This is a genomic window from Candidatus Caldatribacterium saccharofermentans, assembly GCF_050267035.1.
GTDB lineage: Bacteria > Atribacterota > Atribacteria > Atribacterales > Caldatribacteriaceae > Caldatribacterium > Caldatribacterium saccharofermentans.
Genome location: NZ_CP187957.1, coordinates 390,974 through 410,528, shown reverse-complemented (window position 1 = coordinate 410,528; position 19,555 = coordinate 390,974). Strand labels below are relative to the sequence as shown.

The 19,555-nt window shown below is 57.1% G+C and carries 22 protein-coding genes; 17 read left to right on the top strand and 5 right to left on the bottom strand.

Annotation, left to right across the window (positions count from 1 at the left end; all coding sequences use genetic code 11):
- The first annotated feature begins 13 nt into the window (after positions 1–13).
- The gene (locus ACPT9Q_RS02095; protein ID WP_427366092.1) at positions 14–985 is read left to right on the top strand and encodes a class II fructose-bisphosphate aldolase; all 972 of its coding nucleotides are present in this window, start codon (positions 14–16) and stop codon (positions 983–985) included.
- Between the two features lie 60 nt (positions 986–1,045).
- Positions 1,046–1,699, top strand: coding sequence for a fructose-6-phosphate aldolase (gene fsa, locus ACPT9Q_RS02090; RefSeq protein ID WP_427366091.1), 654 nt, complete (start codon positions 1,046–1,048; stop codon positions 1,697–1,699).
- Here the strand turns inward: fsa and ACPT9Q_RS02085 are convergent.
- The gene (locus ACPT9Q_RS02085) at positions 1,696–2,292 is read right to left on the bottom strand and encodes a DUF6062 family protein (RefSeq protein WP_427366090.1); all 597 of its coding nucleotides are present in this window, start codon (positions 2,290–2,292) and stop codon (positions 1,696–1,698) included. The two genes, fsa and ACPT9Q_RS02085, sit on opposite strands and share 4 nt — an antisense overlap.
- A 65-nt stretch (positions 2,293–2,357) precedes the next feature.
- Between ACPT9Q_RS02085 and ACPT9Q_RS02080 the strand changes: the two genes are divergently transcribed.
- The 11 genes from ACPT9Q_RS02080 (at position 2,358) to ACPT9Q_RS02030 (ending at position 12,925) form a co-directional block, all read left to right on the top strand.
- Positions 2,358–3,050: a hypothetical protein gene (locus tag ACPT9Q_RS02080; RefSeq protein ID WP_427366089.1), complete on the top strand. Its 693-nt coding sequence runs from the start codon at positions 2,358–2,360 to the stop codon at positions 3,048–3,050.
- Positions 3,047–4,117, top strand: a complete 1,071-nt coding sequence (locus tag ACPT9Q_RS02075) for a tetratricopeptide repeat protein (protein ID WP_427366088.1) — start codon at positions 3,047–3,049, stop codon at positions 4,115–4,117. Before ACPT9Q_RS02080 ends, ACPT9Q_RS02075 begins: the two co-directional genes overlap by 4 nt.
- Before the next feature lie 6 nt (positions 4,118–4,123).
- Positions 4,124–5,491: a magnesium transporter gene (gene mgtE / locus ACPT9Q_RS02070; protein WP_017872615.1), complete on the top strand. Its 1,368-nt coding sequence runs from the start codon at positions 4,124–4,126 to the stop codon at positions 5,489–5,491.
- Between the two features lie 223 nt (positions 5,492–5,714).
- Positions 5,715–5,888 carry a 30S ribosomal protein S21 gene (gene rpsU, locus ACPT9Q_RS02065; RefSeq protein WP_017872616.1) on the top strand — a complete coding sequence of 58 codons (174 nt, stop codon included), beginning with the start codon at positions 5,715–5,717 and terminating at the stop codon, positions 5,886–5,888.
- The gene (locus ACPT9Q_RS02060) at positions 5,885–6,337 is read left to right on the top strand and encodes a GatB/YqeY domain-containing protein (protein ID WP_017872617.1); all 453 of its coding nucleotides are present in this window, start codon (positions 5,885–5,887) and stop codon (positions 6,335–6,337) included. Before rpsU ends, ACPT9Q_RS02060 begins: the two co-directional genes overlap by 4 nt.
- A 21-nt stretch (positions 6,338–6,358) precedes the next feature.
- Positions 6,359–7,333: a PhoH family protein gene (locus tag ACPT9Q_RS02055; protein ID WP_427366087.1), complete on the top strand. Its 975-nt coding sequence runs from the start codon at positions 6,359–6,361 to the stop codon at positions 7,331–7,333.
- A 79-nt stretch (positions 7,334–7,412) separates the two neighbouring features.
- Positions 7,413–9,371 carry an HD family phosphohydrolase gene (locus ACPT9Q_RS02050; protein WP_427366086.1) on the top strand — a complete coding sequence of 653 codons (1,959 nt, stop codon included), beginning with the start codon at positions 7,413–7,415 and terminating at the stop codon, positions 9,369–9,371.
- Positions 9,358–10,173, top strand: coding sequence for a cytidine deaminase (locus ACPT9Q_RS02045; RefSeq protein ID WP_017872621.1), 816 nt, complete (start codon positions 9,358–9,360; stop codon positions 10,171–10,173). The genes ACPT9Q_RS02050 and ACPT9Q_RS02045 overlap by 14 nt, the downstream gene beginning before the upstream one ends.
- Positions 10,174–10,179: 6 nt before the next feature.
- The gene (gene era / locus ACPT9Q_RS02040; RefSeq protein WP_427366084.1) at positions 10,180–11,064 is read left to right on the top strand and encodes a GTPase Era; all 885 of its coding nucleotides are present in this window, start codon (positions 10,180–10,182) and stop codon (positions 11,062–11,064) included.
- Positions 11,061–11,822 (top strand): DNA repair protein RecO, encoded by a 762-nt coding sequence (recO, locus tag ACPT9Q_RS02035; RefSeq protein ID WP_017872623.1) that lies wholly within the window; start codon positions 11,061–11,063, stop codon positions 11,820–11,822. Before era ends, recO begins: the two co-directional genes overlap by 4 nt.
- Positions 11,822–12,925: an HD-GYP domain-containing protein gene (locus tag ACPT9Q_RS02030; RefSeq protein WP_427366083.1), complete on the top strand. Its 1,104-nt coding sequence runs from the start codon at positions 11,822–11,824 to the stop codon at positions 12,923–12,925. The genes recO and ACPT9Q_RS02030 overlap by 1 nt, the downstream gene beginning before the upstream one ends.
- Here ACPT9Q_RS02030 and ACPT9Q_RS02025 read toward each other — a convergent pair.
- Complete coding sequence (locus ACPT9Q_RS02025) at positions 12,873–13,436, bottom strand: nucleoside-triphosphatase (protein WP_017872625.1); 564 nt, start codon at positions 13,434–13,436, stop codon at positions 12,873–12,875. The genes ACPT9Q_RS02030 and ACPT9Q_RS02025 overlap by 53 nt on opposite strands.
- Before the next feature lie 38 nt (positions 13,437–13,474).
- On the opposite strand from ACPT9Q_RS02025, the gene ACPT9Q_RS02020 reads away from it, so the two are divergent.
- Positions 13,475–14,287 carry an MBL fold metallo-hydrolase gene (locus ACPT9Q_RS02020; RefSeq protein WP_026137230.1) on the top strand — a complete coding sequence of 271 codons (813 nt, stop codon included), beginning with the start codon at positions 13,475–13,477 and terminating at the stop codon, positions 14,285–14,287.
- On the opposite strand, the gene ACPT9Q_RS02015 is transcribed toward ACPT9Q_RS02020, so the two are convergent.
- Entirely contained in the window at positions 14,253–14,924 is a 672-nt protein-coding gene (locus ACPT9Q_RS02015) for a hypothetical protein (protein ID WP_026137231.1), read from the bottom strand. The genes ACPT9Q_RS02020 and ACPT9Q_RS02015 overlap by 35 nt on opposite strands.
- A 118-nt stretch (positions 14,925–15,042) precedes the next feature.
- Here ACPT9Q_RS02015 and ACPT9Q_RS02010 point away from each other — a divergent pair, with 118 nt between their 5' ends.
- The 3 genes from ACPT9Q_RS02010 to lptC are packed head-to-tail and all read left to right on the top strand — an operon-like array spanning position 15,043 to position 17,619.
- Positions 15,043–15,315 (top strand): hypothetical protein, encoded by a 273-nt coding sequence (locus ACPT9Q_RS02010; protein ID WP_427366082.1) that lies wholly within the window; start codon positions 15,043–15,045, stop codon positions 15,313–15,315.
- A gap of 14 nt (positions 15,316–15,329) precedes the next feature.
- Positions 15,330–17,045 carry an FAD-dependent oxidoreductase gene (locus ACPT9Q_RS02005; protein WP_427366081.1) on the top strand — a complete coding sequence of 572 codons (1,716 nt, stop codon included), beginning with the start codon at positions 15,330–15,332 and terminating at the stop codon, positions 17,043–17,045.
- A 4-nt stretch (positions 17,046–17,049) separates the two neighbouring features.
- Positions 17,050–17,619, top strand: coding sequence for an LPS export ABC transporter periplasmic protein LptC (gene lptC / locus ACPT9Q_RS02000; protein ID WP_427366080.1), 570 nt, complete (start codon positions 17,050–17,052; stop codon positions 17,617–17,619).
- Here lptC and ACPT9Q_RS01995 read toward each other — a convergent pair.
- Both ACPT9Q_RS01995 and ACPT9Q_RS01990 read right to left on the bottom strand, forming a co-directional pair.
- On the bottom strand, positions 17,579–18,928 hold the full coding sequence (locus ACPT9Q_RS01995) for a hypothetical protein (protein ID WP_427366079.1): 1,350 nt from the start codon (positions 18,926–18,928) through the stop codon (positions 17,579–17,581). The two genes, lptC and ACPT9Q_RS01995, sit on opposite strands and share 41 nt — an antisense overlap.
- Positions 18,929–18,933: 5 nt before the next feature.
- Complete coding sequence (locus ACPT9Q_RS01990; protein WP_427366078.1) at positions 18,934–19,554, bottom strand: cyclase family protein; 621 nt, start codon at positions 19,552–19,554, stop codon at positions 18,934–18,936.
- Between the last annotated feature and the right edge of the window lies 1 nt (position 19,555).

Here is a 19,555-nt window from a genome sequence, read left to right as displayed (position 1 = left end):
GGGAGGAAGTGCTATGCCGGTACATTACACGGAACTCGGCCTGGTGAACACGAAGGAGCTGTTCCAGAAAGCCAATGAAGGGAAGTACGCCATTCCGGGGTTCAACTTCAACAACATGGAGCAGCTCCAGGCGATTATCATGGCCTGTGTGGAATGCAATTCTCCGGTGATTCTCCAGATCTCCAAGGGCGCCCGGCAGTACGCCAATCAGACCCTTCTGCGCTACATGGTTCCTGGGGCCGTCCAGATGGCCCGGGAGATGGGGAGCAACATCCCAATTGTTCTCAACCTGGACCACGGAGACTCGTTTGAACTCTGTAAGTCCTGTATCGATAACGGTTTTTCTAACGTCATGATTGACGGGTCGCACCTGCCTTACGAGGAGAACGTGGCCCTGACGAGGAAAGTCGTCGAGTACGCCCACGACCACGGGGTAACGGTGGAGGGGGAGCTCGGAGTCCTTGCCGGCATCGAGGAACATGTGGTTGCCGAGAGGAGCCACTACACCCGTCCTGAAGAGGTTGAGGACTTCGTGGCCCGGACTGGGGTGGATAGCCTCGCCATTTCCATCGGGACATCCCATGGAGCGTACAAGTTCAAACTGAAGCCTGGAGAGCCCTTCCCAGAACTCCGTTTTGACATCCTTGAGGAAGTCCAGCGTCGTCTCCCCGGTTTCCCCATCGTGCTCCATGGGGCCTCTTCGGTCCTTCAAGAGTACGTGGACATTATCAACAGGTACGGTGGAAAACTCGAGAACACCGCCGGGGTTCCAGAGGACCAGATTCGCCGAGCCATTCAGCTTGGGGTGCGGAAAGTCAACATCGACTCCGATGGTCGGTTGGTCTTCACTGCCATGGTCCGGAAGTACCTCGCCGAGCATCCTGAGGAGTTTGACCCTCGCAAGTACCTCGGTCCTGCCCGGGAAGAGCTCAAGAAGATGTACGTCGAAAAGTGCAAGCTCCTTGGGAGTGCCGGGAAAGCCTGATCTCAAAGCCTGGGGGGAGTTCCCCCAGGCTTTCGTGTCTTTGGGGTGGGGGTGCTGGCGATGAAGTTCTTCATCGATACCGCGGACGTTGCGGAGATTCGTGAGGCGCTCTCCCTTGGGATCCTCGATGGGGTCACGACCAATCCCACGCTTGTGGCCAGAACTGGTCGTCCCTTCAAGGACGTTATCCTCGAAATCTGCCGGCTTGTTCCCGGTCCGGTTTCCGCAGAAGTGGTGAGCACGAATGCTGAGGGTATGATCCGGGAGGGGAGGGAGCTCGCCTCGTGGGCTCCCAATATCGTCGTCAAGGTCCCGCTCACTCCGGAGGGGCTGAAGGCCATCCGGGTGCTATCCCGGGAAGGCATTCGCGTGAACACCACCCTCGTTTTCCAGCCCCTTCAGGCCCTCCTTGCGGCCAAGGCTGGGGCGGCATACGTGAGCCCGTTTGTGGGGCGCCTTGACGATGTGGCAGGTTACGGTATGCGTCTTGTGGCCGATATCCTCGAGATTTTCCGCCACTACGGGTACACGACAGAAGTCATCGTGGCTTCGGTCCGCCATCCCATGCATGTTCTTGAGGCGGCAAGACTTGGGGCCCACATTGTCACCATGCCCTTTGCCGTTATGATGCAGGTGGTGAAACACCCCCTCACCGACGTTGGCCTTGCCCGCTTTCTCGAGGACTGGCAGAAGGTTCCGGAGAAACCTTTCTAATCCCTCTGGAGTTTGCGTCCTGCGAAAAACTCCAGGGCTTCCTGCCAGGAACGGGCCTCCTGAGGAGTAATGGGGAGGCCTGTGTTGTGGTAGTCGAATTTTTCTACGAAGTGGGAGAGGTGGCCGAGTATCCCGGAGAGCTTCCGGTGCACTACTTCTTCGAGCTCGAGACGAAAAGCCCCTGAGAATTCCTCAAGGTGCCTGGTGCAAAGGAACGTTTCCTCTCCCCAGGAGTTTCGCAGGCTTTCCCAGCGAGTGTGGAGGAGATGGACAAGATGCTGCAGGTGTTCCCTCCAGTTCTGGCAGACGAGACAATGGGCAGGGTCTGGCCGTTTTCCTCCGTCGAGATAGTGCTGCAGGAGGTTTTGCAGGACGATGGCAATGCCAAGAACTGAGGGGCGGAGCGTGAAGAGCATCCGGGCGTGATCAGGGCAGAACCCCCCTGCAAGGAGTTTGTGCCGCACGGTACTGTCGTTCACGAACTCGTAGAAGAGCCCTTCAAGGAAACGCCTGCCGTGGTCTTCCTCCAGCCGGCACAGGAAGCACCCTGGTTGGGTAAGGGCTTCTTGGAGTTTGAAGAACGTTTGGTCCATGGCTTTCCTCCTGGCACGTCTCCCTATTATACCCCATGGGGTATATAATGGTTAAGGAGGGCACAATGAAGAAGACACGGGTGATCGTTCTTCTGGGGAAAGGGAAGCGTCTTTTTGAGTTCGCCTTTGCTCTGAGTCGCCTGATGAGGGCTCATTGCATTGTCCCCGATGCCCTTGAGGGAGAACCGTTTCTTGTGGGAAAGCGGGTTGCGGCTTATCTTGCCCCGAGGGTTTTCGCCTATCCGCTGTTCTTCGTCGGTCAGGACCACGCCCTCACGGGAGGGGTGGTGGCCGGTCTTATACGAAGAACCTCAGTGCTACCGTATCTTCTCGTCCTTGATGCCCACCTTGACCTTTTTGCTTCCTGTGAGGTATCTTTTCCCATCCACCGGGGAAACTTCCTGGCATATCTCCTGCGACGGGAAGGTTTCCCCGAAGACCGGCTCTTTGTGTGTTCGAATTTCAAGGAATGGCCGAAAATCCGGGATCGACTCTTCGCGCTTCCCCCTGGCTTTTTCTATCTCTCCTGGGATGTAGATTTTGGGTTCCCGGAGGTCGCGCATTTCCCCTCGGGGGCTACTTCTGAGCACCTGGAGGAAGTCTTCGCCGACCTGGCTTTGCTTTCTGGACAGCAGGGCTTTCGACTCCTTGGTGGGGACCTTGTAGAACTCGACCACCGGAAGGTTACGGACCCCTTTTCCCTGGCATCTCGAATATCATCCTGCCTTCGGCCGATTTTTAAGGAGGCGAAAGCGTGAGAAGGAAAAACATGGCTGTTCTTGTGGTTTTTGGAGTGCTCCTCGGGTGTTTTGAAGTGGCCTGGGCGCTTGACCCTATCGACCAGGCACAGCTTCTGCTTGAAATGGGGAACGTCGACCAGGCCATAGCGCTTCTTCGGTCTTTCGTGGAGAGCGAGAAAGATGAAGAGCGCCTTGGGGTAGCCGTGGAGATTCTCGACTCCCTGCTTTCTGAAAAAGGTGAAACCGGTGAAGCCATTGCCGTGCTCCAGGGGTATATCGCTCGCTTTCCCGAAACGCCCCGGTCACATCTTTTCCGCTACTGGATTGCCAAGCACGAGGAAGAGCGGGGGAACTTCGAGAAAGCCTTTGCGATCCTCGAAGAGCTCAGGGACCATCTCCCCCAGGACGACCCCTTCGCGTTGCGGTTCCAGGTGCTCTCGGACCTTGCTTACCACCTTGAGCACCGCAAGAAGGATTACCTCAGGGCCCTTGAGGTCTACAGGGAGCTTGTGGACCTCTCAGGAGACCCTGAAGAGCGCCTCCAGGCAGAAATGGCGCTTGGGTCCTGCTACGAGAAGGCAGGGAAGATTGAAGAGGCGCTGGAAATCTATAAAGCGGTGGCAGAAAAGGCCCCGGGTTCGTTCTTCGAACGCTGGGCAAGGCTCCGGATGGTGTACCTCACCGAGCCAAAGGTGGGAACAAAGAGCAAGGAAGAGCTTGCCCATGCCCTGGCAAAAGCCCTAAGAGGCAGAGACCTTGCGGCACTCAGGGAGCTTGTGAAAAGGGGAGACTTCTGGAGCGGGGTGAACTTCAGCGAGTTTGACGTGGATGACCCTGAGAAGGCCCTGGAGTACATGGCCCAGTACCTCCCGAAATCCTCACAGCTTGTGGTTTCGGAAGACCTTAAGCCCCGGGATGATACCTGGGTTTTACGGGTTGAGGGATGGGGGGATCCGGAGTACAATATTCTGTACCTTGTGCTTGCTGAAGGGCGCTATGGGTGGGAGTGGAAGGGGCTTATCCTCTCAAGCACTGCCCTTGAAGCCTGCGAGGAGAACGCTCAAGGCCAGGACATCCTGAGGTGAAAAGCCATGGACATCGAAATCGTGCGCCAGGATTTTCTCCCTCTTGTGGAACGGATTGCAGGCCTTCTTGAGGAGGGCCGGTACAACGAGGTCAAGCAAGAGGTGAACACCCTTCATCCTGCAGACATCGCCGAACTCATGGGGCTTCTTGACCCCCAGAAGCAGGTCATGCTCTTCAGGCTCCTCAAGAAGGACCTGGCCATTGCCGTTTTCGAGCAACTTGATTTCGAGCACCAGGAGAATCTCCTCCACCACTTCACCGATGGGAAGGTTGCCGAGATCCTCAACCAGATGTCTCCCGACGACCGGATGGAGCTTTTCGACGAACTCCCGGCGAAGGTGGTGAAGAAGCTCCTCAACCTCCTTGAGCCAGCACAGCGGGACATCGCGGCGAGCATGCTTGGGTATCCTGAGAACAGCGCTGGCCGCATCATGAACCCCCGGGTGGTGGACCTCAAGGAGTACTACACGGTGGAGCAAGCACTCAAGCGTTTCCGGCGTTTGAACCCTCCAGAAGAGCTCTCCTACACTGCCTATGTGACCGATGCTGAACGGCACCTTTTGGGGAGCGTCACTCTCCGGGACCTCGTCCTGGCTGACCCAGAAGACCGCATCGGGGATATCATGAACCGGGAAGTGATTTTCGTTTCCACCGATGACGACCAGGAAAAAGTTGCCCAGATTATTCAGAAGTACGACCTTCTGGCTGTTCCCGTGGTGGATCGGGAAGGGCGCCTTGTGGGAGCCGTGACGGTTGACGATGCCATCGACATCATCGAAGCGGAGGCCACGGAGGATATCCACCGCCTTGCCGCTATCCGGACCACCGAGGACGAATACCTCCATGCCCCCTTTTTCCGCCGGATTAAGAACCGCTTCATCTGGCTTGCGGTGCTGCTTGTTCTTGGAACGGTCACGAGCTTTGTCATTCAGGGGTTTTCCGAGGTGATTCAGACTATCGTGGCACTGTCGTTTTTCATCCCCATGCTCATCGACACCGGGGGAAATGTGGGGAGCCAGTCCACCACGGTTATGGTGCGGGGGCTGGCCATCGGAGAGCTTGAGGGAAGGGCTCTCTGGAGGGTGGCACTCTCTGAAACCATCATCGGAGGAGTTCTTGGAGTGCTCCTTGGAGGCATTGGTGTCCTGCGGGTGCTGTTTCTGCGGGAATCCCCCCTGATTGGACTCATCGTGGGATCTTCCATCTTCGCTATCGTTTTCATCTCGAATCTCATCGGCGTTTTCCTCCCAGTCCTTTTTAAGAAGATGCGCCTTGACCCTGCCATTGCCGCCACTCCCGTCATCACCACCATTGTGGACATCGTCGGAGTCGTCATCTATTTCCGCATTGCTCAGATTTTCCTCGGGCTTTAAGATCAGGCCCTGCCACCTTCAGCATGCCGGAGTCTTCCCGGAAAAACCGCTTTTTCTATCCCTGGTATACGCTTTTGCTGGGTAGAGAAGAGGGCGTTTTTCTCCCTCATGGGTTTTGCCTGTGGGAGTCCCGGTCACTGGTCCCGGAGAGGCCTGGAGGAAATTGACACGCCCTTTCCCATCGCCTATAATGATTGTACTTTAAAGCGGGGGAGGAATGACAGTGACCGAGGTCCGTATCGGGCAGGGTGAAAGCCTTGATGAGGCGTTGCGGCGTTTCCGGAAAAAGTGCCAGCGAAATGGCATTATCTCAGAGATGAAGCGCCACGAGCACTACGAGAAACCCAGTGAGCGGAGGAGGAAAAGGGAGCAGGCCCGGAGGAGAAAGAAGAAATGAGCGATAGTGGGATCAAGGCTCGCCTTCAGGAGGCCATGAAGGCGGCCCTGAAAGCCCGGGATACTGTACGTTTGGACACAGTACGCCTTCTCCTTGCGGAGATACGCAACGCCGAGATTGAAAAGCGGGCTCCTCTTGAGGAAGCGGAAATCCTTGGGCTTTTGCGCAGGGGTATCAAAAGGCGAGAGGAAAGCCTTGCGTACTTTCGTCAGGGGAACCGGGAAGACCTTGTGAAGCGGACAGAACAAGAAATTGCCGTCATTTCGGAGTTCCTTCCTCCTCCGGTGACTGAAGACGAACTCGTGGCAATTGTTCAGGAGGTTCTTGCCGCCTTCCCCGAGAAACCCGCCTTTTCTCAGGTGATGAAGGAGGTCATGCGTCGGGTTGAGGGGCGGGCAGAGGGTAGAGTGGTGTCGGAAGTCGTTCGGAAGATTCTGGAAGCGGGGTGATACGGGGGCTTGTCTGCAGAAGTGTCACTGAAAAATGAGGAGTTTCGTCTCGTTCTGGGGAGCATCAGGGAGGCCCAGAGGTTCTTCGGGTTCCTTGATGCCAATGTGCGGGTGATTGAGAGCGTTTTTCAGGTTGATGTGAGCATCGAAGGCGATACGATTGTCGTTCGCCGGAAGGGCAAGGAAGACCTTGCTCTGGTGGAACGGTTCCTCACCGAGCTTGTGGATTTCCTTAGGGAGGGAGCTGAGCCCACACCGGAAGACCTTCGCCGTATGGCCACAAGCTTCCGGGAAACGCAGAAGGTCTGGTGGAAGGACGAGGAGACCATTTTCGTTACCGCTTCTCACAAGCCCATTCGGGCAAAGACCCCGGGGCAGCTCCAGTACGTTCGGGCGGTGCGGAGCTCCGACATTACCTTCTGCATTGGTCCAGCAGGAACGGGGAAAACGTACCTTGCTATGGCCATGGCCTGTGCGGCGCTTCAGAGAAAAGAGGTGGCCCGCATTGTCCTCGTGCGGCCCGCGGTTGAGGCGGGGGAAAGCCTTGGGTACCTTCCGGGAGACCTCAAGGAGAAAATCGAGCCCTATCTCCGTCCTCTCTACGACGCTCTGTACGAAATGCTTTCTCCTGAGCGATTCCAGCGGTACACCGAGCGGGGAATCATTGAGGTGGCTCCTCTGGCGTACATGCGTGGGAGAACCCTCAATGACTCTTTCATTGTCCTTGACGAGGCACAGAACACGACCTCCGAGCAGATGAAGATGTTCCTGACGAGAATGGGCTTTGGTTCAAAGGTCGTGGTTACAGGAGACGTCACCCAGGTTGACCTTCCTCCGGGGAAGCGTTCCGGGCTCATCGTGGTCCAGGAGATTCTCCGGGACATTCCGGGAATCACCTTTGTGTACCTCACCGAAAAAGACGTGGTGCGGCACCATCTTGTGCAGAAGATTATTCTCGCGTATGAGCGCTTTGAGGCGCATATGGCCAGGCGGTAGCACCTTCCTTTCCCCCAGATTTTCCTCGTTTCTCGCCTATGGGTCCCTGCTTTTTGCCCTTCTTGGGAGTACGTTGCTTGTGCCGGGGAATGAAATCCGGGAGGGTCAGCTGGCCACCCGGGACATTGTGGCCCCTGAGAACGTGGAGATTGTGGACGTCCTGGCGACGGAGAAGCGCCGGGGGGAGATTCTGGCGGGTATCCCCCCGGTGTACCGGGTGGATGAGGGTGTGGTGCGCCAGGTTAAGGAGGAGATGGACGGGTTTTTCGTGGGTCTTGAGGGTATCCGGGCCGCTGCCCTCTCGCCGCTTCCAGAAGTTGTGGAGAACTTTTCCCGAAAGTGGGACGTCACGGAAAACACAGTCCGCTGGCTCCTTGAGGCTCCAAAGGAGGCTTATGAGGCAGTCCGGGGATTGCTCTACGACCTTTTTGCTACCCGTTTCTTCACACAGCCTGTTCGCCGTGAAGAACTTGCCAGGGTGTTTCTTGAGATGAACACGGAGATTGAAAAGGCTGGACTTCCGGGAGAGGCTATGTGGGTTGCAGGAGTTCTGGTGACGAGGTTTCTCCGTCCCAACGCCGTAGTCGATGAGGTGAAAACCCAGGAGAAAAGAGCGCAGATTCTGGCCTCTCTGGAGCCGGTGCGGCGGGTGATTCGACGGGGTGAGGTGCTCCTCCGCAGAGGAGACATCGTCACCCGGGAGCACCTTCAAGCCCTTGAGGCGCTGGGCATGGTGGGGGAGAGCCGGCGTTTCCTGAAAGCTCTGTCCCTGGGGATATTCATCGCCGGAGTGGTGGTTCTCGAGTACCTGTACCTCCGCCGCTTCGCACCCCTTTTTCTTGGAGATAACACGCTGCTTTTTATGCGTCTGATGACGGTTTGCGGGATCCTGGTTCTGCACCTTTTGACCCTCCGGGTATCTCCAGTGTTTCTCGTCGCTGGGGCCATTCCCCTTGTCCTTCTGACCCTTGCAGGATGGGAGGTGGCCCTTGGGGAATCTCTCCTCCTTTTCCCCCTGCTTTTCTGGGCCTGGAGAATGGACCTTCCTGGGGGACTTTTGCTCTTTGTACACCTGTTTTCCCCAGTTTTTCTTCTTGGCAAAAAGAGGGCAGAACGGAAACATTTCACGAGAGTGGGCGAGATGCTTGCGCTTTTCTGCGGGGTTTTGGGAATACTCTTTGCCCTGCAGGAAGGGCTTTCTCTCTGGAAGGCCCTGGCCTTCTTCGTGTACGGGGGGAGTGGGGGTATTCTGGCCTCGGTTGTTGCTCTCGGGAGTGTGTCGCTTTTTGAGCATACCTTCCACCTCACCACTGAGGTCCGGTTGATGGAACTCCTCAACCCCAACCACCCCCTTCTGAAAAGACTCATGCTTGAAGCCCCGGGAACGTACAGCCACAGCCTCATCGTGGCCAACCTTGCCGAAGTTGCTGCTGAGGAAATCGGCGCCAATGCGCTTCTGGCCCGTGCCGGGGCCTATTACCATGACATCGGGAAACTCAAACGGCCCCAGTTTTTCATTGAGAACCAGACGAATCTAAACCGCAACGTCCACGAGCGTCTCTCGCCTTATCTCAGCGTGCGGGTGATCATCGGCCATGTCCGTGATGGTCTTGAGATTGCCCGGAAATTCCGCCTCCCCCGGGAGGTGCAGGGTATCATTCAGTCCCACCATGGTCGAAGCGTTGTCCGGTACTTTTATGAGAAGGCCCTGCGGATGGGCGGAGGGAACATCAGCAGGGACGTTTTCCGATACCCCGGACCTCTCCCCCGCACCCCGGAAGAGGCCATCGTTTTCCTTGCTGACAGTGTTGAGGCGGCGGTACGGAGCATGAAGGATCCTACCCCGCGCCGGATAGAGATGACGGTGCGGAATATCATCAGGGCATACCTCGAGGATGGGCAGCTTGACGAATCCTCCCTGACCCTGCGGGACATCAATCGCATTGCCCGCCGCTTTGTGCTCTTTTTGAACGGCATGATTCACGCCCGGGTGCCGTATCCTGAACCTGTGGAGGAGAGCGTTCATGGGAAGAGTTGAGGTCACCAATATGACGAAGACGCGGGTACTTTCCCGGGCGCTGCTTCAGAATCTCGTGGCATTCGTCCTTGCAAGCGAACACCAGGATTTGGCAGGGACTCTGGCTATTACGTTCATCGATGAAGAGCACATGCGGGATATCAAGCGGCGGTTCTTCCATGAGGACACTGTGGGGGATGTGGTTTCGTTCTTCTACGGGGAAGACCCCGATGGGGTGTGGGGAGAGATTCTCGTTTGTGTGCCCCGTGCTCTTGAGCAGAGCAGGGAACGGGGGGTGCCTTTAGTCGAAGAACTCATGTTCCTTGTGGTGCACGGGCTTTTGCACCTTCTGGGTTACGATGACGATACAGAAGAACGACGCCGCCTCATGATGAAGCGAACCGAAGAACTCCTTGCGGTGTACCGGAAAGAAGAGGTCCGGAGAAGGCTTGTAGAGCAAGCACTCAGGGCCCGGGAGTTTGCCTATGCTCCGTACTCCCGTTTTCGGGTAGGGGCAGCACTCCTTTCCCGGGATGGCCGCATCTTCACCGGTTGCAACGTGGAGAATGCCTCTTTTGGGGTGACCATGTGTGCCGAGCGGGTAGCCCTGGGGAGGGCGGTGGCAGAGGGAGCACGGGAGTTTGTCGCCATTGCTGTGGTTTCTGATGGGGAATCCTTCTGCTTCCCCTGTGGTCTGTGTCGTCAGGCACTTGCAGAATTTGGGCTGGATATCGAGGTGCTCGCCGGGGCAAGGGATGGGCGTTTCGTGGTACAGCGTTTGCGGGAACTTTTACCCTCAACCTTTTCTTTCCAGGGAGTGTGATGTGCCGTGAATTTTCGCGCTGGCTTTGTCACCATCTGGGGTCGACCCAATGTGGGAAAATCCACTTTTCTCAACAGGGTCATTGGTCAGAAGGTGAGCATCGTCTCGGACAAGCCCCAGACCACCCGGAGGGTGGTGAAGGGGATCGTGAATCTCGATAACGCACAGATTGTTTTCCTCGATACTCCGGGGCTCCACACGCCAAAGGACCGCCTGGGGGAAATCATGATGCAGGAGATTGAGGACACGCTCCTTGATGTGGACCTCCTCTGCTACATGACCGACCCTGCCTTTCAGGAGGAAGAAGAGAGGAAATACCTGGAAAAGCTCAACGGTTTCTCCCGGCCGGTTTTCCTTGTGCTCAACAAGAAGGACCTCCTTGAGGAGGGGGAAACGGAAAGCATCCTCGAGCGCCTGGGAAAGCACTACGCCTTTGCGGAACGTCTGGCGATTTCTTGCACCACCGGTGAGGGAATTCGGGAACTCCTCGAGCGCATTGTGGCCTATCTTCCCGAGAATCCCCCATACTACGAACCGGGAATCGTCTCCGACGCCTTTGAACGGGATATCGTGGCGGAAATCGTCCGGGAGAAGGTCTGGTGGCATGTGCACCAGGAAGTCCCCTATGGCGTTGAGGTCCGGGTGGAAGAGTTCAAGGAACGGGACGATCTCCTCTACATCCGGGCCATCATTTATGTGGAGCGGGAGTCCCACAAGAAGATTGTCATCGGCGAGGGTGGCCGGATGATCAAGAGAATTGGCGAGGACGCCCGCCGGGATATCGAGGCTCAGTGGGGAAGGAAGGTCTATCTTGATCTCTGGGTCAAGGTGGAGAAGAACTGGCGTAAACGCGACGAAGTGCTGCGCCGTTTTGGGTACAGGGTGAAGTGAGCCGGTACACCTCTGATGAGGGTATTGTTCTGAAAACGTCGGAATTCGGAGAGATTGACCGTATCGTCACCCTCTTCACGAGGAAACGGGGGAAATTCCAGGCCATAGCCAAGGGTGCGCGGAAGGTGGGGAACCGTTTTGGGGCTTCCCTGGACCTCTTCTCCTTTTCCGAGTTCCTCTTCTACACTGCCTCGGGCATGCCCCTCATCGTCCAGGGAAAGATTCAGAAGCTTTTCCGGGATCTTCTGCGAACGCCTCTGCGGTGGATGGCAGGGGAGTACCTTCTGTGTGTTCTGGATCGGGTGTTTCCCTTTGAGCGGCGAGAAGAGGAGCTACTCGATGAGGTGCTCATGCTCTGGGAGATATTCCTCCGCCACGAAGAGGCCGTTCTCCCGCTTCTTGTGCGTTTTCGCCTGGATGTGGCCCGGGCCCTTGGGGTTTTTCCGGAACTCCGAGAGTGCGTGCGTTGCCGGAAGAAGATAACGGGGACTCCCTGCTTTTTCAGCATCGCCTCAGGAGGTGTGGTGTGTGATTCCTGCAGCCGGGAAGCACAAAGGCTCTTTCCCCTCTCTCTTCGGGAACTTGAGGTGCTGCAAGCCCTCGTTGACACCCCCCTGGGGTATGGAGTAAAGTCCTCTCAGGAGGACCGGAAGGCTTTTGAGGTCCTCGATGTTCTCGTTGCTCAGTACCTCTCGTACCAGGGTGAGCGGAAGATTCCGGATTTTTCTTCTTTTCTGGGTCGTGAGCTCTCATGGTAATGCGTCGTGTCAGGAAAATCCGCATCCCTGTCCACCGTCTTGAAGTGGGGACGGTCATCCCCTTCACGCTCCTTGACGAGAGAGACCAGGTACTGCTCTTTCGGGGGCAGACCGTTACCAAGGCCTTCCTTGAGCGTCTCAGGCGCCGGGCCATGACTACTGTAGTGGCGGAGGTCGTGGAAGAGGTTCGGGAGGAAGCGGCGAAAGAGGATGTGTCCCTCGAAGTGAAGATGAAGACGCTTTCCTGCCTTGAGGACACCATGCACGGCCTTGCGCAGGGGCGCCACGTTTCCCTTGAGCCGCTTGAAGAGCAGGTAGGAGCCATCCTTGAAGAAGTTCGGGCCCACGAGGAGCTTGTTATCCCCATCGTTCAGCTGAAACGGCATGACGACTTCACCTTCACGCACTCACTCAACGTGGCCATTATTGCCCTCTTCATCGGGAAGTTTCTGGGCCTTGGGTGGGAAGACCTCGCGCAGCTTGGTCTTGGGGCGCTCTTCCACGACCTTGGGAAGCTCAAAATTCCCCCAGAAATCCTTCGCAAACCTTCTGCCTTAAGCGACGACGAGTGGCGGATTATCCGTGAACATCCTCTGGTGGCCAAGAATCTCCTTGACAACCAGAGAGCCCTTGAGGATCTTGTCAAATTCGTTCCCCTTGAACACCACGAGCGTCTTGATGGCAGTGGCTATCCCCTTCGGCTTGGAGCGGAGGCCATTCACCTTTTTTCCCGGATTGTGGCTGTGGCCGATGTGTACGAAGCCCTCACCTCGCAGCGCCCATATCGGAAACCTATGCCGGTGGCCGAAGCCGTAGAGTACCTTATGGGGAATGCTGGGTATAGACTCGACGAAAGGGTGGTTCGCGTCTTTGTCGCGCACCTTTCCCCGTATCAGGTGGGGGATGTGGTCCGTCTCTCCGATGGTCGGGAAGCAGTGGTGAGCCGCCTCAATCCCGTTTTGCCTTTCCGCCCCTGTGTGGCTGTCCGGGTACCCGATGGGAGGGGAGGGTACATCACCGAAGAAATCGACCTTGCCAGGTCCCTGACGCTCACCATTGTTGAGGAGCTCTCGATGAAGAGCCGCGTCCTCCTCCCCTCGTGAGTTCTCCGATGAGTTCCCTCACTCGGGTGAAGACCTCTTCCCGGTTCCCAGGGGTAAGGAGGAACCGCATGGTTCCGGGCCGGGCAAAGAGTTCCTGAACCTCGGGGATTTCGGGGAATCGGGAGGTAGCCAGGAGGAGTTCCGCCTCCTTCCAGAGAGTGTCGAGGAGTTTCCGGAAGTTCCGGGAGAAGAGCTCCATTTTGCCAATTTCGTCGACGAGGAGTGCTGCCCTCTGCTCCAGAGCATCCTCAAGCTCGGGGAGCACCAGGCGCTCGAAATCTTCAACGAACACCGCGTATTCCCCCACCCGCAGAGGTGAGGTCCCTCCCTTTGCAGCCAGCACACTGCGTTTCCCCGAAAGGGTGACAATCCAGAAACCGGTCCGCACGCGTCCTTCGCGGATTTCTTCGGTGTAGAAGCCGCGGAAAAGCCCGGGGAAGTGCTCGGCCACGCGTTTCACCAGGGTGGTCTTCCCCACCCCTGGCCGCCCGAGAATCACAAGACGGGTCATCTTTACGCCTCCTCCATTTTCCAGTATAGTACTTCTTGATGGGAGATTTCATCAAATTCCTGGGAACAGCGGGAGCACGTTTTGTGGTCACGAGGCAACTCCGAGCTTCCGGAGGTGTGTGGATTGCCTTCCAGGGCACTGCCCTGCACCTTGATCCTGGACCCGGTGCACTGGTGCGGGCCCTTTCCAGTAAGCCTCCCCTGGATCCGGCGACGCTATCGGGAGTTGCGCTTTCCCACCGGCACCTCGACCATTCTGGGGACCTCAACATCATCGTTGAGGCCATGACCCAGGGAGCCACGAGAGTCCGGGGACACCTCTTTGTGCCTCAGGATGCCTTAGAAGGAGAACCCGTGATTTTCCGGTATCTTCGGGAACACCTTGAAGGTCTCCACATCCTTGTTGAGGGAGGGGAGTACACCCTGGGGCCTCTTCGTTTTGCGACCCCTCTTCGCCACGTTCACGGGGTTGAAACCTACGGCTTCAAGTTCTTTTTCCCCCAGGGGGTGGTTGCCTTCGTCACTGACACCCAGTTCACGGAGAAGCTGTTCTCCGCCTATGCCGGAAGCGACGTTCTGGTCATCCACACCCTGCGGCTTGAGAGGAGCGACCATCCGGATCTTTTGCACCTGAGCGTTCCTGATGCTGAACTCCTCATCAGGGAGATTCGTCCGCGTCTGGCCATTCTCACCCATTTCGGGATGACGATTCTCCGCAAGAAACCCTGGGAAGTTGCCGAGCGCCTTTCAGAGCGGTGCGGGGTTCCCACCGTTGCTGCCCACGATGGCCTTGTCCTTGACCTTGGGAGTCTCTCGGTCAGAAGCGGGAAAGCCCAAGGTACAGGCGGCTGAGGAACACGGAAAGGTAGGCGAGAATCCCGCCTCCAAGGAACGTGTTGATGGCAACCCCGGCAAAGGAGAGGAAGCCAAAGGCCCAGAAGAGAAGGTACCCCACGACGAGGAAGAAGAGAGCCACCACGGTGAAGGTGAAACACTCACCGAGGTTTTCCACAGCGAGCTGGAAGCTCCGGCGAATTCCCGAGAAAGGATCGTCCCCCTCGACCACGACTGCCGGGATAGTGAACATCAGGAGAAACCCAAACACAAGCCCCGGGAAGAAGAACCAGAAGGAAAAAAAGCCCACGAGGAACCCCACAACAAGGGCTGTGAAGAACACCTCGGGGAATCTCCGGGAGAACATGGAGAATGCCCGCCTGAAGCTCACCTCTCCCCGGACCTCAAAATCCCAGAGGAGGAAAGTGATGAAACCCAGGGTAAGGAGTGCCAGAAACAGGGCAAAGAGGATGAGGAGGATGCCCACCCCCCACTGGAAGAGGAAAATAATCCGGGAGAGCCCCCGGTCCCACACGAGGAAGCTGGCCACGCTGGCGAGAAAGGCCGAGGGAAGGGCGTACAGAATCGTCTGGGGGTACCGCGCGAGGAAGTCGAAGCTTTTCCGCATTTCACGCCAGAGGTCCACCGTTCCCATATCCACCTTCCTCTCTCTTTTTCCTAATCTTATCCTCTTTTCCCGGGATAAGCAAGAAGGCCTTTCTCCTTTGGCGCTTCTGGAGTAGAATGGAGGAAAAAACGGGGGAGGGGAGAAAGTGGGAACATTTCTGCGGATTGTGGGTATTGTGGTGATGTGCCTTGGTGTGGTCCTGGCCGTCTTCACCGTTATCGGTGTCCGGGGATGGATGGGGTTTCTTGCCCAATCCACCCCCCCAGGAGGACCCTCCTTTGCCCCGCCCTTTTCGGACCTCGTCTGGGCAGGAGGTTTTGGGGGGGTTCTCGGGGGATTTGGACTTTTCGTCGGCGGGGCATCGCTTTTCTGTCTTGGCACCATCTATAACGAAGTACGGTCACTCAGAGGTCGATAGAGAGGAGGATGGCGATGGGGAAGAGGATAGTCATCATCGGTGGTGTTGCTGGCGGGCCGAAGGTGGCGGCAAAACTCCGCCGTCTGGATCGGGATGCGGAAATCGTCATCATCGAGCGGGGGAAGTTTCTTTCCTACGCAGGTTGCGGGCTTCCGTACTATGTGAGCGGTGAGGTGAAGGAGTACCGGGAGCTCATGGAAACCCCGGTGGGGGTCCTTCGAGACCCGGAATTTTTCGAGAAATCCAAGGGCATCAAGGTCTACAACCGCACTGAGGCGATCCGGATTGACCGGGAGAGGAAAGTCGTTGAGGCCCGGAGGATTGACACCGGCGAGATGCTCTCTTTCCCCTATGATTACCTTGTTCTTGCCACCGGGGCAAAGCCCTCTTTTCCATCGATTAAAGCAGTGGACCTGGAACATCCCGACGCCGCTATCAGCGCAAGAGACCTCGGGCACGTGTACACCCTCCACGGGATTGAGGATGCCGAGGCTATCCGCTGGACTATTAAAGAGAAACTCGCCAAGAAAGCTGTGATTATCGGCGGTGGACTCATCGGGATGGAGATGACCGAAAGCCTCGTGAAAAGTGGGCTTGAGGTAACGGTCATCGAGGTTCTTCCCGAGATTCTCCCTATCCTCGATGAGGATATGGGCATTCTGGTGCGGCGCTACTGCCAGTCCCAGGGTGTGACGGTGAGGGTTGGGGAGCGGGTGGAGGTCCTCGAAGGACAGGGGGGTGTAGTGAAGCGGGTGATCACCGACAAGGGGGCTTATGAGGCGGACCTCGTCATTGTGGCCACCGGTTTTCGCCCCAACACCGACCTTGCTCAGCGGGCAGGTCTTGCCATTGGAGAAACAGGTGGCATCAAGGTTGACTGCTTCATGCGCACAAGTGACCCATGCATCTTTGCCGTTGGGGACTGTGTAGAGATCGAGCACCTTGTCTGTGGAAAAGCAACCTACATGCCCATGGGGTCTTTGGCCAACAAAGAAGGGCGTGTGGCGGCCATCAACATCGCCGGAGGCAATGAAGTCTTCCGCGGTGCCCTGAACTCGGTGATTTTCAAGCTCTTCGAGTACACCATTGCCCGCACCGGTCTTACTGTGCGCCAGGCCCAGGAGCTCGGGTATGACCCGGAATATGCCCTTGTTCCTGCTCCGGACAGGGCGCACTACTTCCCCGGGGCAAAACAGGTCATCACGAAACTCGTCGCCGATCGGCGAAGCGGAAAACTCCTCGGAGCCCAGATCATCGGGCGCGGGGAAGTGACAAAGAGTATCTACGCCATAGCCACGGCCCTCTACTATGGTGGTGTGGTCGAGGACCTCTCGAACCTCGACCTTCCCTATGCCCCTCCCTATGCCTCGGCGATTGACAACATTTGTGTGGCGGCGAATGTCCTGCGGAACAAGCTCGAGGGGAGAATGGTGGGCATTTCGCCCCATGAGGTGGAACGGAAAAGAAAGCGGGGAGACGATTTCATCCTCCTTGACGTGCGCACTCCCAAAGAGTACGAGAAAGTCCGCATTCCCGGGAGCACTCTCATCCCTCTGGGGACGTTGCCGCAGAGACTCGGGGAGCTCCCGAAGGACAAGGAGATTGTCACGTTCTGTGCGGTGAGCCTGCGGGGGTATGAAGCCTCGCTCATTCTGCGGCATGCGGGGTTCAGGGACGTCAAGGTTATGGATGGAGGGATTGCCTGCTGGCCCTATGAGCTTGAGCCATAGGTGGTTGATTGTCCCTGTGGTGTGCGGGGTGGGGTTCGCCATGGTCTTTCTGTTCCTTGCGCTTTCCCCACCCCGTTCTCCCGAGGAGGAGGCGGATCAGGAAGCTCTCCCGGAGGAAACCCCCGTTTCTTTCCCCATCCAGAGCGAGGGAGTCCGGATCCGGGGCTGGGAGCGGGGTGTGCTCCGTTTTGTCCTTGAGGCTCAGGCTATGGAGCTTGACAAGGGTGGGACTTTGGGGAAGTGTTCAGGGGGAGTGCGCATCCTCGTTTTTGAGGATGATGGGGAGCTTCGGGCAACGCTTGAGAGTCATGCCGCCGATGTGAACCTCCTGCGCAAGAACGTGAGACTCCGGGGGAATGTGGTGGTGACGTCTTCTTCAGGAGACCGCCTCGAAACCGAAGAGCTCTTCTACTTCAGCTCTGAAAAGACCATCCAGACCCGTTCCCCGGTCCGGGCGTACTTCAAGGAACACTTCTTGGAGAGCGAAGGCTTTGCAAGCGACGTGGACCTGACGCACCCAGAGTTCTTCCGTGTTATCCGGGGTACATTTCGTCTGGAATCCGCTTCTCCCTGAAGAGGATTTCCGGGGTCAGCACGCCTTCCCGGTAACGGCAGAATGCGGGAGGGTGAGTTTTCAGGTTTGCTAAAAGCCGGTCGGTGAGGCGCCAGGCTTCCTGGATGAACGAGGAGTCAGGAAAGAGCGTCCGGTCGTGGTGCAGGAAATCGTAAAGGATTTTCTCGTAGGCTTCTGGAGTACTGGCCTTAAACGCCCCTGAATAGGTGAAATTCAGTGTTACCGGAGTGGATTCGAGCTCTCTCTGGGGCTTCCGCACTGAGACCACAAGGTCAATCCGTTCCTCAGGCTGGATTTCGATGAGAAGCCGATTTGGCGGTGTGACCACAGAGTGGAAGAGGACTTCGATGAACGAGCGTTTCTGGGCCGTTTTTTTGCCACTTGCCACATAAAAGGGCACCCCTCTCCAGCGTTCTGTATCGAGGAAGAGTGGAAAGAAAAAGAAGGTCTCCCGCAGGGACGAGGGATTCCGCACCTCTTCCCGGTACCCCGCGTACTGCCCGAGCTGCACCTCATGACTCTCAGGAAGGCGCACCTGAGAGAGTAACCTTGCCCGTTCCCGGGAAAGCTGGAGGAAGAAACGGGTACACTCCTTCTGGTCCTCAGCGCACAGAGGAGGGATATCGACGGCAAGAAGGGTGAAAAGCTGCAAGAGGTGGTTCTGGAAGATGTCCTTGATTGCCCCGGTCTCCTCATAGAAGGCCCCCCGTTCCCCAACACCCTCCTCTTCGAAGACCCCAATATGGACTTCCTGGACGAACTCCCGGGAAAGAAGCCGCTCAATAAAAAGATTCTCCGCCTTGAGCACCACGAGGTTCTGAACAGTGCCTTTGCCCAGGTAGTGGTCCACGTAGAAGATGTGCTCTTCGGGGAAAACGCTCTTTAGACTCTCCTCAAGGGCGAGGAAATCCCGTTCGTCTCTCCCGAAAGGTTTTTCCAGGGCCACGAAGAGGTCTTTGGGGTTTCTTCCTTGCGCGAGAGCCTCGATGCAGTGAAGGGCATCCCGGTAGAGGGAGGGGAGGGTGGCGAGGTAGAAGTACAGGGGGCCGTTCCCAAGAAGGGGCGAAATCTTCAGAGCAAGCTCCCCGGGGTTCTCGAGGTCCCCCTGAACGTACGTGAGGCGCTCAAGGAGGGGAGAGGGGCGGGGGAGTAACTGAGTGACAAAGGCCCGGTACGAGGCGTGGTCTTTGAAGCGGCGCCCCAGGGCCACAACGGTGAACTCCTGCTCTGCCGAAAGCGTGGCCAGGGCAGGGAGGATTTTTCTGGTGAAGAGGTTGCCTGTAGCTCCGAAGAACACAAGGGTCCGCATCAGGATCACATCCTGATGAGCATTGCCCGGGCCGGAGCTCCATCCCCTCCCCGGATTTTCAGAGGAAGAGCGATGAAGAAGTACACCCCGGGGGCGATATCGCGCAGGAGTAAACCTTCGACCACGACGAGACCATTCTCAAGCAGTATCCTGTGGGTAGGATGACCTGGCTGGTCCCGCTCAACCCCCAGGGCATCGATGCCCACGCCTTTGAGTCTTTTCTCCACCAGAAAGTAAGCCGCTTCCTCACTGAGGTACACGAAGTCCTCCCGGGAGAGGTCACTGAAGGAGTTCTCGGTTTTGAGGAGGACAAAGTGTCCCTCGGGTAACACCGGTTCAAAGGGTTTCAGGTCCTCCTCGGTAATCACAGGACGGTGGCGGATTTCAAGGACCACCGCAGGACCCATGCAAGAGGAGAGGGGAATCCGGTCGATAGAGATGTCGGAAGGGAGCATGTGCAGGGGGGCATCCATATGGGTTCCAGTGTGGGTGTCAAGCACAAGACGGGTTTCGTTGGCCCCCTCAAGAAGAGTCCGAATACGCTCAATTTTTGGTCTTCGTTCTCTTTTCCCCCGGTAGGTGGGCATGTCCTCAGAAATCTCAAGGGAAATGTCAAAGATTTCCATC

Bases quoted from the DNA above. Each gene is read 5' to 3' on its own strand.
- ACPT9Q_RS02060 (WP_017872617.1), top strand. From the start codon at position 5,885: ATGAGCGATAGTGGGATCAAGGCTCGCCTTCAGGAGGCCATGAAGGCG.
- ACPT9Q_RS02015 (WP_026137231.1), bottom strand. From the start codon at position 14,924: ATGGGAACGGTGGACCTCTGGCGTGAAATGCGGAAAAGCTTCGACTTC.
- ACPT9Q_RS02005 (WP_427366081.1), top strand. From the start codon at position 15,330: ATGGGGAAGAGGATAGTCATCATCGGTGGTGTTGCTGGCGGGCCGAAG.
- fsa (WP_427366091.1), top strand. From the start codon at position 1,046: ATGAAGTTCTTCATCGATACCGCGGACGTTGCGGAGATTCGTGAGGCG.
- ACPT9Q_RS02030 (WP_427366083.1), top strand. From the start codon at position 11,822: ATGCGTCGTGTCAGGAAAATCCGCATCCCTGTCCACCGTCTTGAAGTG.
- ACPT9Q_RS02045 (WP_017872621.1), top strand. From the start codon at position 9,358: ATGGGAAGAGTTGAGGTCACCAATATGACGAAGACGCGGGTACTTTCC.
- ACPT9Q_RS01995 (WP_427366079.1), bottom strand. From the start codon at position 18,928: ATGCGGACCCTTGTGTTCTTCGGAGCTACAGGCAACCTCTTCACCAGA.
- ACPT9Q_RS01990 (WP_427366078.1), bottom strand. From the start codon at position 19,554: ATGGAAATCTTTGACATTTCCCTTGAGATTTCTGAGGACATGCCCACC.
- ACPT9Q_RS02025 (WP_017872625.1), bottom strand. From the start codon at position 13,436: ATGACCCGTCTTGTGATTCTCGGGCGGCCAGGGGTGGGGAAGACCACC.
- ACPT9Q_RS02080 (WP_427366089.1), top strand. From the start codon at position 2,358: ATGAAGAAGACACGGGTGATCGTTCTTCTGGGGAAAGGGAAGCGTCTT.
- mgtE (WP_017872615.1), top strand. From the start codon at position 4,124: ATGGACATCGAAATCGTGCGCCAGGATTTTCTCCCTCTTGTGGAACGG.
- ACPT9Q_RS02095 (WP_427366092.1), top strand. From the start codon at position 14: ATGCCGGTACATTACACGGAACTCGGCCTGGTGAACACGAAGGAGCTG.
- ACPT9Q_RS02020 (WP_026137230.1), top strand. From the start codon at position 13,475: ATGGGAGATTTCATCAAATTCCTGGGAACAGCGGGAGCACGTTTTGTG.
- ACPT9Q_RS02085 (WP_427366090.1), bottom strand. From the start codon at position 2,292: ATGGACCAAACGTTCTTCAAACTCCAAGAAGCCCTTACCCAACCAGGG.